Source organism: Vibrio sp. Evd11, assembly GCF_900382755.1.
Classification (GTDB): domain Bacteria; phylum Pseudomonadota; class Gammaproteobacteria; order Enterobacterales; family Vibrionaceae; genus Vibrio; species Vibrio lentus.
Genome location: NZ_OSDX01000043.1, coordinates 21,953 through 36,983, shown reverse-complemented (window position 1 = coordinate 36,983; position 15,031 = coordinate 21,953). Strand labels below are relative to the sequence as shown.

The following is a 15,031-nucleotide window of genomic DNA, read 5'->3' as shown; positions in this document are numbered from 1 at the left end:
TGAAAGAAAAGCTAGCTAATTGCACTGCCACTATAAAGTCAGAGCTGAAAAACAATCTCCACTTTCTAACGGATATTGAACCGATAGTGATTCCACCCGATAGCTCGGTCCAAGAACAGGCAGAACATAAGCAATATTTAGATCAACTCAAGCAAACCTTCTCGGAATTCGACTTAGTGATAGTGGATACGGTGACGGAATCAATAGGCCGTTGTGAAGAGGTAAAACACGATCGCTTAATCAAAAATGTTTTTCAGAGCCTTGCTAGTGAATCAGGTGCCAGTTTGTTGCTTGTTCATCATGTGAATAAAGATGAAATCCGCGGTAACCAAGAAATTACTATGGCCTCAGGTGCAGGTTTAACGTCGATAATGCGATTAACAAAGTGCTTGTTTACGTTAAAGAGAAACAAAGAATCGTTGTCGATTAAATACCTTAAGAGCAATTACTTACCTGAAAATGAAAATCAAGAGTTCGCGGTTGAAGTGAGACAAAGCCTCACTATTAATCCACAGGTCTTCAGTTTGAAATCCAAGGCGTCTAAGCCCGCGCGCTCAGCGCAAAGTATTAAGCAGAGCCCTAAAAAAATCACGCTGCCAGGGACTATTCCAGAACAAGAAGAAATTGAAGAGCGTAAAAACCTCAGGGACGTTTTGTAAGCGACCTCTCACACTTTCAAACAGCACCGACATTCGGTGCTGTTTTTTTATCTGACCCTGTTCGCACTCTTTGTTATTCGTTCATATTTTTTCGCTCAGCTTGTCCAGTTTGGATCGCCTTTAATTAAGGAGGAAGCATGGCGAACTACGCGTATTTAAGGGTTTCATCAGACAGCCAAGATGTGGCAAACCAAAAGCATGGGATCTATGACTACACCAATAAGGTTGGGATAGGTAATTTGGTGTTTGTTGAAGACGTGGTGACAGGGAAGAAGAAATGGCGACAACGTAAACTAGGTGCGTTAGTGGAGGGTATGACGAGCGGAGATTGCATCGTATTTGCTGAAGTCAGTCGCATTGCGCGTTCTACTTTACAAGTGCTTGAGGTTCTCGAAGTGTGTATGGAAAAGAAGATAAATGTCTATATCGCCAAACAGAATTTACAGCTAGATGGTTCAATGCAATCTCGCATAACCGCAACGGTGCTAGGACTTGCGGCAGAGATAGAGCGTGAGTTTATTTCGATGAGAACGAAGGAAGCGCTTGCTGCTAGAAAGAAAAACGGCATGATTCTCGGAAGACCAAAGGGCCAAGCTGAGAAGCTGAAGCTCGATGTTAAACGTGAACAAATAGAGAAGTATTTAAAGATGGGCTTGGGGATTCGTCCCACAGCCAAATTGATCGACGAAGCGCCGAGTACACTGCGTGACTACATGAAGCGACGCGGGTTAACCCTTAAATTAGCTTAAGGGTTAAGAGAGTTGTGAAAAGTGCTTGGCAGGCGACATGTGCTTACCAAGAACGGCTGCAATCACAATGTGATTTTGCTTTTGGATGTAATAAATCACATGGTGCTTTAAAGGAAACCGGAAGTAGTTTTTTCCCAGTTCAGAAACTTCTATGCCAAGCAGCTGGTTGTTCGCCAGTAATTCCATTGATTGCTTGAGCTCTGAAAAGTAAGTCGTCCATTGTGTTTGCCCCCATCGCTCTAATGTATAGCGACGAATCTCAATGAGATCAGATTGCGCTGCAGAAGAAAGCTTGTAGTGCATCATTAATCAAATTTACCTTGGTCAAGTGCGTTCATGAAGTCATTACCGTCGACCAGGTTATCTGATAGAGCATCGGCCTCTGCTTGTTCGAAGCGTGATTTCACCACCATCAATTTGAGTGCTTCAAGTTGTTCATATTCTTCACAAGACATCATCACCGCAACGGGTGAACCGTTCTTATTAATTTGTACAGGTTCACGTTGCACCTTCATCAGTAAGTCACCAAATTTGGTTTTGGCTGTATTAGCAGTAAGTGATTGCATAATATTCTCCTTTTCGTTCATTATAAACGAATCGAACGATTTAACCAATTTGTATGATTCTGTGATTGGAGGTAATCTGATGTAGTGTACATAAAGGTGTAACTTTATGGACATTGCATGCTGCCCCTCTCAATACTGTCCAGTTAGTCTTTTAAATATAAAGTGAACATGTACAATAAAGTTAACCAATCTTAATGTTCACTTTAAGGCACTTCTCATGAAAATTGGCTATGCCCGTGTCAGTACCCAAGACCAAACACTTGATGTTCAACTTGAACAGCTTAAAGCCATAGGTTGTGAAAAAATTTACCAAGAACAAGCGAGTGGTAAATCTTCCGATAGGGAACAGCTTAACCTTTTGCTCGATTTTGCGAGGGAAGGGGACGTGATTCACGTTACCAAAGTCGACCGCATTGCCCGTAATACGATCGATGCGTTGCAAATTGCCGATCAGCTCGCAGCAAAAAAAGCCGGCTTAGTTTTTCATGATTTAGGCGACTTAGACATTAATAGCGATGTCGGTCGGGTAATTTATACCACCATTTCGGCGTTCGCAGAGATGGAAAGAAAACGAATTTTACAGCGCTGTAATGAGGGTAGGGAGCGCGCACGAGCTGAAGGGAGGCACCTCGGCCGATTTCCTGATAAGACGCTTCACCAACGCATTCAAGAGCTTGCAGAGCAGGGGATAAATAAGCATGCGATCAGCAAAGAGTTAGGGTGTAGTCGGACGACTGTTTATAAAGTACTGGGTTAATAAATGTACTTTTAAAATTGATAGCACTCATTGGAGCGCTTTTTTTTGATTAAATCGAACGAACACCGTTCGTTCTGTTTACATGTTCTTAATTTGGGTTATAATATGAACTGTTCTCATGTCTCTTCAAAGGAAACCACAATGTCAGCTAATCAATTACAAGATAAAGTTAATGCTATCTGTAACGATCTCTATGCTCAGGGGCAGAAGGTTAGTGTGCGTATTGTGTTATCTATGATGCCGGAGATAAGCAGCACCAGTACTATCCACAAATATTACAAACAGTGGAAAGAAGAGTTAGAGGCGAATCAGAAGTCTTTGCTTGAAAAAATGGGGTTTTCTGAAGAATTTACACGTGTGTTTATGTCTGAGATCACTCGCCATGCCACGGAAGCAGAGCGTCGCTATCGTGAAATTGCGGATGATGCAAAAGAGCAGAGCAGCAAGGCTATTGAAGACTTAGAGCGAGCAGAAGAGCGCCTACATAAGCAGTCTGCTTTGTTAGAACAAAGAGAAAATCAGCTCAAAGAACTGCAGTCTGAGTTAACCCAAGTAACCAAATCACAAGAGGCCGTTGTTGCAGAGCTTCGTCAACAAATCGAAGAGCTACAAAGTCAGGGAGCAGAAAGGATCGAAACCATCGAACGTCTACGTACTGATTTAGCTAAAAAAGAACTACAGCTAGAAAACAACCAAGAGATAGTTGATACGGTAAAAGAGCAGAATCGAAGCCTTACAGAGCAACTGACCTCAGCTAACCAACAAGCAGTGGTTCAGGCTAAGAGCATAACTCGTTTTGAATCAATACAAGAAGCCAATCAAACACTGATTGATGAGCTTAAACTCGACAAGAAATCTTATGCTGAGAGTGTACAGCGTATAGAGAAAGATCTAAGAAATACTCAGCAAGAGAAACACACACTACAAAGCTCATTAAATGATGTTCGTAATAGTGAGCGAGAGAATTTGAGTAAGATTGAGCGTAATGTTACATCTATTGCTGAAATGAAAGTGACTCTGGCGCAGCAAGCTGAAATGCTAAGTCGTTATGAGAGCTTATTGAAAGAGAGCGAATCAGAGTAGGTACCTAGGATGATGTGGCCTTGCTTACCACTCCAGTCAAAACTTGCCACTTCTAAGCGGTGAACACGTAAAAACATGTCATGGGCTAAACACGTGACGCTGCGCGACACAGCCCATCACATAAACGTCATCACCACTCAGGCGGCAGCGCTTTGTCTTTCGTAGCAAGGCCGCTTAAAAGATCTATTACCAGCCCCAAACCCCAAGCTTGGGGCCTTTAGTTCAAATTGAACATAATGTGGAATAATACAAAATAGCACGTGCCGGTTCGCCAGCAAGCTGTCGGGCACTGGGCTACTTCAAGTATTATTGGACATTATGTTTAAATTTTCACAACCGCACAGAAAGCGTGCTGTAAGGCAGCCAGGCAAGCTGGCTATTGTTTATCTGCCTTGCCCAAAAAGACGGGCAAAGCAGGGTAGTTGGCTAACGCATCAAAACACAAACAACGTGTTTCCATGCGGTCACTTCCTCGTGTACCTGTTACATTCTTCGTTGCGGTCAGTTTTTGTTGGCCGTGCCGTCCAATGCGCGTGCCCCCGGCACTCGGCCAGCCCTCTTTGCTCTCATTCTTTTCTTTGCCCATTTGGCTCCGGGCTGCAGTGTTTGTGTTCCAATAACCATTATCGGTCTTACTTGTTATCGGGTACCCAGTGCCTAATTAATCCTTCTTTTGTCCACAAACACACACCACATCCCCCGCCCACCCTATGCTGCGCCCCGTCCTTTGGTTTAACAAGCTTTGTAGCAGCTGTTGTTCTATCGCTTAAGTTACATTATCACGTGTAATTTATTGGCGCAGCGGTGTGCGTGTCGTGGTGGGTTGGCCGTTTTGTTAAACGGCTATTAACCATATTTTTGAACGCTAATACAAAGCTACTTCTGAGATGCTTTTACCAAGGTATCGTAATACTGTGCTGTGTCGCGGTTAGTTAACCTGAATTTAAAGAAACACTCATTCTTAGGTTGTACCGCAGTTTCTGCTTGTTGAGCCTCAAAGCTTATTTCTTCCAAAGTCCGTTTATCGATAAACCACTTTTTTTCTAATATCCACATAAATGCGTGTCTAGTGGGTATCGTTATTCGATCGGTGCTCTCTTCTAAGCCGAAATCAGTACGTACTCTACTTTTTTCTTTAGCACTCAAGTTTGGGTGTAACTCCAATTCGAGTGGTATTTGAGTATTCCAACTTAAATCTTTGTCTAAAGACTCGTCACTCTTTTGTTTAAATTCCTGCTCACTGAAGAGCTCTGCAATGTCTTTAAAACGAGAAAAGTGAAATGTTTTGAAGTAGGTCTTATGTGTACAATTGCGGTCATACGCTCTAAACATCCAGTTAGTACCGTCGTACATGACAGCTAACGGCAATAGCGTTCTGGCTTCGCGGTTGTCACTGTTTTCAGAAAGATAACTTCCACACTTTATAGCGTAACGACCATCAATAGCACGAGCTACTTTAGATATACATTCGACGTCTAGCTGGTTAGGGATTTTACCAATTTTATCAAAGGTGATAATGGTTTTGGGTTCTGAGTAAAGCTTGTTTTTGTTGAATCCATTTGCCAGCATTCCTAAAGCGGTATCAGCATCAATGTCTAATAGCGGTTCATAACACTCTCGCTTGATGGTGTTCAATTTTGTCTTTGTATCGTATTGAAAATTATTCGGACGCACGTTGCTATAGTCTGAGATTGCTTTTGAAGCGGCCGCGTTTCCTATGTTGAACATCTCTCCAATATCCGAACGCTTTATGATTCCGGTATACCTAAGTTTAAAGTCGATAAAGGCCAACCTATCAGCTTGATTACCCTTTTCTTGTACTAGTTCTTCAAAAGTAGTCATGTCTAATACTCTTTATTATTTTTATTTATCATACCACACAGTGAAGAATGTGGCGCTTTTTGGTTATCAAAATTGATATAAAAATTACATAATAGATCGTAATATTAAAAAAGTGCGTTGTTTTTATGTATGCACTATTGATCTTGTGCGTTAAATAGGTATGATTGTCCATAAGAAGAGTTAGGCGCAGTTGTTTAACTCAAAATGTGGAGATGTATCATGGCTAAAAATGGTCAACCTGGTGATAATCGCCGTCATGGGATGGTTCGCGAACGCTCACAAACTCAAACGCCTTCTGGGCATTGGGTTAAACGCGATGCGAATACAGGACGTTTTATGGACGTCAAGCAAGATGGGGCACCCTTTAAAGGTGTTCGAAAAGAAAAATAAAAAGGCACTTTCAGTAAAGTACTAAAAGTGCCTTTTTACAGTGAGGTGAATTATAAGTACCGTTGGCGCGGAAAGCTTATAAGGCCCAACACTAAGAGGTTTCAAGCCCTGTAAGAAAGGCCGATTACTCTGATTTGTCCCGTAATCATACCTTTCTAACGTGTTCACCTCAATCGTTGAATTCCCTCTTCTCCTAATTTTTGGGAGGAAACTCAGATGAGTATTCAACAAAAAGTAGTGCAAGTTTGTGCTTATGCGCGCCGCCGTCATGGCCGTCTTGAGTATGTATGCAAGCACTTACGTTCTTTGCCTTGTGCATAGAAAAATTAGCGGGAGTCTAGATAGGCTCCCTTAAAACAAGCACAGTTAGAAAGGAAAAAATTATGTGCAGAAAAGATCTATTGAGAGATATCTCATCTACTCTTACAGGCCTTGGGTTTGTCGCTAATGACAGTGGTGATTCGATGACCTACCAATCTAATGTCAGATATCCGAGCATTTTTACTGGGAAAAATGACTACGCTCACTTTATCGTACATACGCCCAATAGTACTATTCAGGTCGTTGCTAAGTACCAAGAATCGACGGGTACTGCGATGGAAAAGCTAGGTTATACCGCTTTTGATGCTGAGCGAACTGTTCACGATGCTTATCTTGTCGTTTGTGGTGGTCACGAACTGCTTAGAGATAGTCGAGCTATCGACTTCTTGAACGAAAAGCGCCATATCGCTCCAAAACTGCGAGCATTGACGGTCAATGGTCTAGATGATTACTTAGCCAACGAACTCAGCTCAGCTGCGGCTTAGACCGATGTCACAATCCCTGTTTGAATATTGAACAGGGATTGCGATATTCACTTAGATCAACGGTAGGTTTTATGTCGTATCCTAATTTTTCTCAACAAAAAGCAATTCATCACCATCAAGGCCCTTTGCTGGTCACTGTTTTCATATTTTATTAAAATCTACACCTATTGGGGCTTCTCTAAATGAATGGTTCGCGTAGCTGAAGCTATGGTTTCTGCTCGGTGTGCAATGATGATGCGAGTGATATTTAGTTGCTGAACGTGTTGGTTAATAATAGCTTCATTATTAGCATCAAGGTGGCTCGTAGATTCATCTAAACAGAGGATTTTAGGCTGCTTATAAAGAGCTCGCGCGAGAAAAATACGTTGAAGTTGTCCGCCGGAAAAGCTACTTCCCATGTCTCCAACCAAAGAATAAAAGCCTAATGGTAGTCGTTGAATCTCGGCTAAAATGTTAGCGTGGCGACAACTCTCTTTTAATATTTCCTCATCATATGGGCTATCAAACATGGTGATATTTTCGCTCAGTGTTCCTGAAAGTAGAGTGTCATTTTGCATCACACTTCCTAGGTGTGAACGATACGTTGTTTTATCTAGCTTTTGGATATCGATACCATCTAGATAAATGGTTCCAGTCGTCGGGGAGAGTAACCCAAGAAGGAGCTTAAGTAAGGTTGTCTTACCGCATCCAGATTCGCCTGTGATTGCGATACTTTCTCCAGGCTCTATTTCAAAACTGAGTTGGTTTAGCACCCAAGGTGCTTGGTCAAAATAACGAAAGCTGACGTTCTCAACTTTAATATGACCTTTCACTGGCAGGGGAAGTGAAGCTTGGCCTGGTGAATCTTCTTGGGTATGTAAAGTGATGTCGGAGAGCCGCTCTAAGTGCAAGGTGAGTAGTTTAAAGGACAGTATTTTGTCTATGAAGGCAAGAATGCTCGTCGTGAACTGGTTTTTGTACGCAATAAACGCCAATAACATTCCCACCGTCAGCTCCCCTTCGATCACAATCAAAGCTCCTAAATAAACGACAATAACCATCTCCAACCCAAAAATTAGGTCGTTGAGTGTCGTTTCTGCGATGTCCAGTTTCCCTAATTGAATATCGGTGTTGATCACTTCTGCATAGCGGTTTAGCCAACTGTTTTGTCGGTGTGTTTCATGGCTAAAGAGTTTAATGGTTTGTATTGCTCGAATACTTTCTAAAAAATGGGAATCTTCTTTGGCTTCCGCCACTATTGATTCTTCAGTGATGCGGCGGTTAGGAAAATAGAACAGCCACTGAACGACAAAAGAAAGCCCAACTACAGCAAGCACAACACCAGTCAGAAGTGGGCTATAAAGAAACATCATTATTAAGACAACGGATGCCATTAAGCCATCGATTAACGCTTCAACAATACCTGTTGTGAGTAGCTCACGGATGGCGTTGATAGAGCCAAATCGAGAGACAACATCGCCTACATGGCGCTTTTCAAAATAAGCATTAGGCAGTCTGATCAGGTGATGGAATAAGTTAGCGCCCATTTGGATATTGAGTGCACTACTAAATCGCACAACGAACCAGCTACGAAAAGCGGTCACACCGGTCTTTATCAAGCTCAGTAGAGCAAAGCCCAATGCGAGAACCATCAGCAAAGGTGTGTCATGACTGAGCAGGACGTTATCAACTACCCACTGCATGTAATAAGGAGCTATTAATGCGGCGGCTTGAATGACCACTGATAACATTAATAGTGTAACTAGGGTGCGTTTTAACCCATGAACTTTCTCCCACAGTTGGCTAATTCGCATGGTCTCGCGTTTGTCTTGTTTTTTAAAGTTACTACTGGGGTGTAGTTCGAGTGCGATACCGGTAAAGCTGCGAGCAAATTCAATTGTAGATAACTGGCGCTTACCCTGAGCTGGGTCATTGATATCAACCTTTCCATTACACACTTTGGTTAGCACTACAAAATGGTTTAAATCCCAATGAATAATGCATGGTAAAGAAAGCTGATCTAACTCTTCTACTTCACATTGTACCGCTCGGGCTGTGAGCCTTATTTGACTAGCTAATTCCATGACTTGTTTTAAGTTCATGCCCTGTGTACCAATCCTTACCATGCGCCTAAGTGAGGCGACATTGATTTGGTAGCCGTAGTATCCGGAAATCATCGCAACGCACGCTAACGCGCATTCTGATACTTCGGATTGCATCACCAAAGGTACGCGTTTTAGATGTGTGTAATGTAATCGATGAAGAAGGTTATGTGGGGTTCCTGACATACTCTGTGTTCTTTGGTTGTGAGTGGTGCTCATTGGGGACCTGTGCATGCTTTTTATAGTTTGATCAAAGAGTTACTGTGCTCTTTTGTGATTAATTAAATGCCACTCAACCTTATGAGTATTTACGGCTAATGACATGTTATTAAAGGGGAAATTACGATTAATTATCTATAAGGGAGTCGGGGATTGGGTTCGTGGCAATTTTATGCCACTAGGTTGATTAGCCAATAAGAAGTGAGGGTGAACAATAAATTAACTCATAAATTAATTGTGGTTCTGATGGAATTAAAGCCTTGATATAGCTAGGGCTAAGTACCTGTAGGCTGTAGGTAGGTCTTCTGTTTGCGCAAGCGCCAAGCTCTTAAGCTCTGTTGTAAAGAAGGCGTTAGTCAGGGATAAAACATTGGTTACGTTAAGGATGAGTAATGAAGAAAGTTATGTGCCAACAAGTGTCGTCACTATCAGAGGACATGCTTGATAAGGTTGTGGGCGGGAAGGGATACGACGGTTGTACCTCTAAACCTAAAAAGTTGCATAAAGCAGCGACGAAAAAAGGAAATTCATCAAAGGAGCGTGATTGGAGCGGAGGCTGTAATAGCCGTTCGTCTTAGGTATTGGTTTTTAGATGATTATCGTGGGGTATGCCGTTCACTTACCTCACTTTTCTCTTCAATCTGGTATTCCTTTTTATATATGGAGCACATTATGAGAGCGTATTTGTTATCACTGTTTGTAGCTCAATTCCCGTTGCCTATGGCTGACAAGCCTTCTCTTGTCTCTATGTCAGATAATGCCATCATACCTATTACTCGGCAGGCGTTGGTAGGTTGGTGGCAGTGTTGGTTTACTTTCCCGTTGATTGGTGATCGCATTCTCAACGAACATTTGAGATTGGATAAAGACGGCAGCTTCTCATCGCAAGGGACGTTTGAATACTTTTTAAGTAATCAAGACAAGCCTGCTCTCTTCTCTTTTTCAGCTCAAGGAAACTGGGGCTTTTATCAGCATCAACTTCGCCTTGAGTATGCCCCTTTTGAGATCGAACCCATGGGCGAGTTGAGCGAACAGTATCTAAACGACATCAAAAAAATCTACCTATCTCCATCCTATAAAGGGACGCGTCGCACTGTGTTTGATGTCGAGCTGTTACGCGAAAATTCCATGACAATTGGTGATGAATATGACAGCTGGCAGTGCGTTAGATAACAATCTCCAACTTGTTTTTGAGCTTATCAATAGTTCTGAGTCCACGCTGTTTGATAAGAAAAAAGCATGTGGTTTCGTAGAGAAGCTACTGGCGCTTCAAGGGCAGGTAAATCACGAATCTGTGTCTATTTTCATTCGGTTATTGGACGAATTGCTTTTAGCTGACAAGGAACAATATCTTGCTCGAGATGTGTTACAGCGAATTAGTTGGCTCGAACCAGAAGACCTTGTGATGCTAGATAAGGTCTTTTTTGTTTGGATTGGTTGTTTGGGCGAGCGCCAGCTTGAATATTTTGATGTGTGGGAAGAAGTTTGCCAAGACGATACATTCATCTATTACGATAGCCGCTGTTTACTTGCTAGTGAGATTAAGGACGTTCTCTGTCGAATACACCACTGCAGTCATGAAGATGTGGCCTTGATAAAGCACCAAAGTGACTGGTTTGAGGCGTTTGTAGCAAGTCAGGAGAAACACCTCGATGAATGGTTAATTGATCATACTCGAGTCTATGATGCCGACATTGCAACTGAGCTTGAACATAGGCTCTACCGTGTTAGGCATCGTTACTACCGGCTAACGAAACTAGTTACCTTGATAGATATTGCGTCCATTGACTCATTATTTGTATTTAGCGGCTTTGATTTAGAACCTTACTACCTGTACGAAGTACTTCTGAGAAATAATTTAGCGGCAGCGAGTGATATCGTTCGGTTGTTGGTTCTTTATCATCAAGGGGGAATGTACGTTGATTTCGACACACTCCCAAGTTTTGAGCACTGTTTTCCTAAAACAAATCGGCGCTTTCCTGAGTGGGTGAGTAATAACATGGTCGATGTACTTAAAGCCGAGCTCGTCATGAATGTGTTTCGAGCTCAGCAATTGACTCGTTTTGCACGGTGCCAAGGTGATCATCAGCTAGTAGAGAACATCGTAGCGACGTTTTTTGATGATGATAAAGAGCAAATCAAAAGCTTGCATGAAGATGTTGCTGCGATAACTGAAGATAAACTATTCCACCCTTTTATCTTGCCTCCCGTTCACAAAGAGGGGTTGGCATTAACCAAAGCCAAAAATAGTGTGGGCGAGTTCAACAACAATGTGCTGATAGCGCCTAAGGGATCCAAGTTAATAAGAATTGTCTTAACGATGATGAGCAGTCGTTACCGTTATATGGAAGATAACGGCATTATATTTGATGATATTTTCAACTATCGCGACTGTGACGTTAACAAGAGAGTGATGGAGAGCGAGGAGTATTGGCTTCGTTTTTCGGACTATCGGTATGACCATTTACGATCAAGTGATAATGTAACGCTCTTCTTGTCTGGGCCTTCATTGGTATTAGAGGTACTTATATCGCTTGCTTATGAAGTTTTTGAAATTGAAGGCTGCAGTCCGAACGCCGTCGCGTTCGCAATGAGCCACCCAGGCTTAAAGATGGCATTTGATCATCAAACTCAATTTACAGCAGAGCATATGCGCTCAACTTGGCTTAGAAACCAAAACCTCTTTTCTGATTAGTTCGATTTTAGTCATTGTCTAACATTCAAGCTGACTTTTTAGTGCGGTTTGCTCATTAAAGCTTACCTTGAATCGCGTATATTGGGTCAAGTAACCATTCTAGGAGCGTGCGCGTTTCTAAAATAATATCAGCTTCAGCTAACATGCCTGTTTTCAATGGAAATTCTTCACCATAGGCGTTCATAAATTGATCTGGTAAAGAGGCTGTTACTCGATACATGGCTTGTTCTGTCTGAATGGGGAGGGCTTTGTCACTTGGCAAGATCAAAGCTTTGTCAATGCTCGTGATAGCACCAGTCATTAAGCCGAATTTCTGATAAGGAAAAGCATCAAAGCGGATATTGACGGTATCACCTTGTTGAACAAAACCAGCAGAGCGGGTAGGTAGGAGTAATTCTAACTCAAGGGGCGAGTTGGTGGGGATGATACTTAAAATCGGTGTACTTGGGGATACTTGGCTCCCTACTTTAGCCTGAATCGCTGTAACAGTGCCTTGCTTGGGCGCTTTCTGTGTAAATTCATATTCGCTGTTTAGTTCTACTTTTTGGGCCTGTAATAAAGAGATCTGTTGTTGTATCTCAAGTAGTTTTAAGTTGTGTTGTTCAGGCAGCAACTGTTGCTGGGTTTGTATTTGTGTTATCTCGACCTGAAGCGAACTTACCTCTTTATCTATTGTTTGATTCGCTTCTTGGTATTCTAATAACGCTTCTTGGGCTTCTATCAAGGCTGTTGCTGAAAGGTATCCATCTTGAGATAAGGTTTGTCGTTTTTCATAGAGTTGGGTTTGTAGGTCAAGGCGTATGGTGTTGGTTTGTTTGGCTTTGTTAATTGCGCTTAAACTTTGATTCAGGCGCTCTAACTGGTGCTGCAAAGTGAGAGTTTGCTTGTTAAACAGGGCGTCAGAAATAGTTCGCTTTTTTTCCAACATTTTCAACTGTGTGTCTATTTCTTGGAGGAGAGCTGTGGTTCGCTCTTTTCCACTGGTTAAGCCTTGGCTATTTTGAATCCGTGCAATCGGCTGACCCTCTGTGATTTCTAGTCCTTCCTCTACCCAGAGCTGATTGAGTACCCCTGAACGAGCAAAATATAAAGTGATGACGCCTTTTTGTGGAGCTAGGTATCCCTTCACAGTCTCTTTACGTGCGAACTCAAATTGCGAGAGATAGAACAAGATGAGAACAAAGAGAGCGAAAAGTACCACACTGATACCATACAAGGACAGTGGCTGAATTAAAACGACGCGACCTGTTAGCGTTTGTTTTTTTGCTTCAAGAACTTGTCGGCGAAATAACATAATAATTCCTTTTTCTTTTTATTCCTTGGATTGGTGACTTGGACTGTTTAGGTCCAATTGCAAGTTTATGGATGGTTAGGGGCTCTCTCCATGCTAGAAGGAGTGGAGAAAAAACTCAGCTTATTAAACAGTAATTACGAGTGATTTTTTTGGGGGGAACTCTCTTGATGAAAAGGGAAACCACTCGAATAATCAAGAACTAAGAAACTCAATGCCTCATCATAAATTAGCCATAATTAAATACTTTCTCCCGAATAAGCACGTTAATTTTTTAGCCTCCAAGCAGGGAGGTTAGGTCGGAATACAACAGATTTTAAACCGACAGGTCAGTTGTCCGTCCGCTCTCTCTTGGAACCGTGGATTTTATGATGTTTTATGTATGAGGGAGAGTTTAACAATGAAAGTATTAGCTACTGTTCATGAGATTGAGCAAGTTGTTGGAGGGAATCCTGGTCGTGGAATTGGAAGCTGGATCCGTGATTCGCTTGATAGAGTACACGCACCAGTTGCAAGAGCTCGTTATAGCGAATATCGCCAGCGAAGAGATAGCTCGGGAGATCGTGCTGCACAGGCTCGTTCTCGTTCGCGCAGCGATATGAACGACCGCCACGACAAAGGTGGCAGTAACCGTATTGGAGGCCGTTAGGTTTCGGAGTAATTTACGATGCGGTTAATGATCTCTGCTGTGATGGTAGTCTATATAGGTTATTTTTTTCCAAGTTATATCCTGCTTGATTACTACCTGCTCATTACCCGAGAGTGGGCACTTAATCCGAGTTTGGATCGAGTGCTCTACTCAGCTATCGCCTACTACTTGTTACCCGTTAGCGCTTTTTTCGCGTTGTTTATTGGTGCTCGGCGAGATAAGCATTGGAAGCAGTACTCAACCTCTTGGCCTAGAAACACATGTACATGGGGTGAAGGCGTATTGGTATTGCTTGGTTTGATCTCATTGAATTCTGTATCAAATTATATTCAATATATTGTTTTTGATTGGTTTTCTCCAGGCTATTGGCAGGCTCAAGCCTACAATTTCACGCCTTTGTTTTCAGCCTATGATGGTGTGATTGATTGGTTGAGTGTGTTAAGCAGCGTTATGGACGGTGTGTTTATTTCTCCCGTGATAGAAGAGCTCCTCTTTCGTTATTTGTTGTTTGTTATTTTCAGATCCGTCTTGGGGGTTACCTGTGCCGCATTACTCTCAAGCTTAATATTTGCTTCAATACATCAGTGGGCACTTTACGCCTTTATGTCAGGGGTATTTTTATGCTGGGTCTTTGAGCGATATCGCCGCTTAGAAGTGGTCATTGCCATTCATGCTGGTCATAATTTGTTTATTTTACTTTATGACCTTGTTTATTACTCGATAACACAGCTTTACTTTAATCCTTGGGAGGCGGTTGACATTAGTATTATTGCGCTGCAAGCGGGTTATCTGGTGTTGTTTTTGCTCTTTATTTATTATCAGCGAAGAGAGTTTAGGGAGGAGTAATGTTAACAAGAAGAATGTTTCTTATACTTATTTACTTAAATATCGCCTTATTCTTTTTAAGCGTACTTTGGTTGTTAGTTCCATTTTTCAAACAGTATTCGTTAAGCGATTACTACGCTTACAGCGCCATTGTGGTCTTAGCTCTGAGTGCTTTGGTTGCTCAAGGTGGCCGGAATAGTACTGAAGTGACGGACAATAAAAATAATTACCGTGCTGTTGTGTTCTTGCTAACTTTGGGCTCGATATTAATGATTAAAAGCTTCGTGTTAACTCTGATTTAGAAGTAGTAATTCATGCTCTGTAAAAGCACCCTACGGGCTACCTGCTTTATTTCGCGAACCTCCTCGCTCGTTCCTCACTCTTCGGTGGCTCAACCAAGCCATCTTCAATCACAAACA

Annotated in this window: 17 protein-coding genes; 11 read left to right on the top strand and 6 right to left on the bottom strand. The window is 42.2% G+C overall.

Annotation, left to right across the window (positions count from 1 at the left end):
- Both ED652_RS16755 and ED652_RS16750 read left to right on the top strand, forming a co-directional pair.
- The coding region (locus ED652_RS16755; RefSeq protein WP_122055544.1) for a replication protein at positions 1–659 on the top strand (659 nt) is incomplete at its 5' end.
- A 137-nt stretch (positions 660–796) separates the two neighbouring features.
- Positions 797–1,408: a recombinase family protein gene (locus tag ED652_RS16750; protein ID WP_017061974.1), complete on the top strand. Its 612-nt coding sequence runs from the start codon at positions 797–799 to the stop codon at positions 1,406–1,408.
- A 3-nt stretch (positions 1,409–1,411) separates the two neighbouring features.
- Here the strand turns inward: ED652_RS16750 and ED652_RS16745 are convergent, their stop codons facing one another.
- On the bottom strand, positions 1,412–1,714 hold the full coding sequence (locus ED652_RS16745; protein ID WP_017061973.1) for a type II toxin-antitoxin system RelE/ParE family toxin: 303 nt from the start codon (positions 1,712–1,714) through the stop codon (positions 1,412–1,414).
- On the bottom strand, positions 1,714–1,974 hold the full coding sequence (locus ED652_RS16740; protein WP_050647194.1) for a type II toxin-antitoxin system Phd/YefM family antitoxin: 261 nt from the start codon (positions 1,972–1,974) through the stop codon (positions 1,714–1,716). The genes ED652_RS16745 and ED652_RS16740 overlap by 1 nt, the downstream gene beginning before the upstream one ends.
- A 217-nt stretch (positions 1,975–2,191) precedes the next feature.
- On the opposite strand from ED652_RS16740, the gene ED652_RS16735 reads away from it, so the two are divergent.
- Positions 2,192–2,731 (top strand): recombinase family protein, encoded by a 540-nt coding sequence (locus ED652_RS16735; protein ID WP_122055543.1) that lies wholly within the window; start codon positions 2,192–2,194, stop codon positions 2,729–2,731.
- 141 nt (positions 2,732–2,872) lie between these two features.
- Entirely contained in the window at positions 2,873–3,814 is a 942-nt protein-coding gene (locus ED652_RS16730) for a DNA-binding protein (RefSeq protein WP_254051714.1), read from the top strand.
- Between the two features lie 376 nt (positions 3,815–4,190).
- On the opposite strand, the gene ED652_RS16725 is transcribed toward ED652_RS16730, so the two are convergent.
- Both ED652_RS16725 and ED652_RS16720 read right to left on the bottom strand, forming a co-directional pair.
- Positions 4,191–4,400 (bottom strand): hypothetical protein, encoded by a 210-nt coding sequence (locus ED652_RS16725; RefSeq protein WP_254051713.1) that lies wholly within the window; start codon positions 4,398–4,400, stop codon positions 4,191–4,193.
- 290 nt (positions 4,401–4,690) lie between these two features.
- On the bottom strand, positions 4,691–5,656 hold the full coding sequence (locus tag ED652_RS16720; RefSeq protein WP_122055541.1) for a WYL domain-containing protein: 966 nt from the start codon (positions 5,654–5,656) through the stop codon (positions 4,691–4,693).
- Between the two features lie 219 nt (positions 5,657–5,875).
- Between ED652_RS16720 and ED652_RS23790 the strand changes: the two genes are divergently transcribed.
- Positions 5,876–6,046, top strand: coding sequence for a hypothetical protein (locus ED652_RS23790; RefSeq protein WP_162929954.1), 171 nt, complete (start codon positions 5,876–5,878; stop codon positions 6,044–6,046).
- 383 nt (positions 6,047–6,429) lie between these two features.
- Complete coding sequence (locus ED652_RS16715; protein WP_122055540.1) at positions 6,430–6,852, top strand: PD-(D/E)XK nuclease superfamily protein; 423 nt, start codon at positions 6,430–6,432, stop codon at positions 6,850–6,852.
- 164 nt (positions 6,853–7,016) lie between these two features.
- Here the strand turns inward: ED652_RS16715 and ED652_RS16710 are convergent, their stop codons facing one another.
- Positions 7,017–9,119, bottom strand: a complete 2,103-nt coding sequence (locus tag ED652_RS16710; RefSeq protein ID WP_122055539.1) for a peptidase domain-containing ABC transporter — start codon at positions 9,117–9,119, stop codon at positions 7,017–7,019.
- Between the two features lie 425 nt (positions 9,120–9,544).
- On the opposite strand from ED652_RS16710, the gene ED652_RS16705 reads away from it, so the two are divergent.
- The 3 genes from ED652_RS16705 to ED652_RS16695 all read left to right on the top strand — a co-directional run bounded on the left by ED652_RS16705 (position 9,545) and on the right by ED652_RS16695 (position 11,847).
- Positions 9,545–9,730: a hypothetical protein gene (locus ED652_RS16705; protein ID WP_050647188.1), complete on the top strand. Its 186-nt coding sequence runs from the start codon at positions 9,545–9,547 to the stop codon at positions 9,728–9,730.
- A 94-nt stretch (positions 9,731–9,824) separates the two neighbouring features.
- Complete coding sequence (locus tag ED652_RS16700) at positions 9,825–10,325, top strand: hypothetical protein (RefSeq protein WP_122055538.1); 501 nt, start codon at positions 9,825–9,827, stop codon at positions 10,323–10,325.
- The gene (locus ED652_RS16695) at positions 10,300–11,847 is read left to right on the top strand and encodes a TcdA/TcdB catalytic glycosyltransferase domain-containing protein (protein ID WP_122055537.1); all 1,548 of its coding nucleotides are present in this window, start codon (positions 10,300–10,302) and stop codon (positions 11,845–11,847) included. Before ED652_RS16700 ends, ED652_RS16695 begins: the two co-directional genes overlap by 26 nt.
- A 55-nt stretch (positions 11,848–11,902) precedes the next feature.
- Here the strand turns inward: ED652_RS16695 and ED652_RS16690 are convergent, their stop codons facing one another.
- Positions 11,903–13,141 (bottom strand): HlyD family secretion protein, encoded by a 1,239-nt coding sequence (locus ED652_RS16690; RefSeq protein ID WP_122055536.1) that lies wholly within the window; start codon positions 13,139–13,141, stop codon positions 11,903–11,905.
- A 397-nt stretch (positions 13,142–13,538) separates the two neighbouring features.
- Here ED652_RS16690 and ED652_RS16685 point away from each other — a divergent pair, with 397 nt between their 5' ends.
- Positions 13,539–13,787, top strand: a complete 249-nt coding sequence (locus ED652_RS16685; RefSeq protein WP_122055535.1) for a hypothetical protein — start codon at positions 13,539–13,541, stop codon at positions 13,785–13,787.
- 18 nt (positions 13,788–13,805) lie between these two features.
- Positions 13,806–14,633 carry a CPBP family intramembrane glutamic endopeptidase gene (locus ED652_RS16680; protein WP_122055534.1) on the top strand — a complete coding sequence of 276 codons (828 nt, stop codon included), beginning with the start codon at positions 13,806–13,808 and terminating at the stop codon, positions 14,631–14,633.
- Positions 14,634–15,031: the final 398 nt, after the last annotated feature.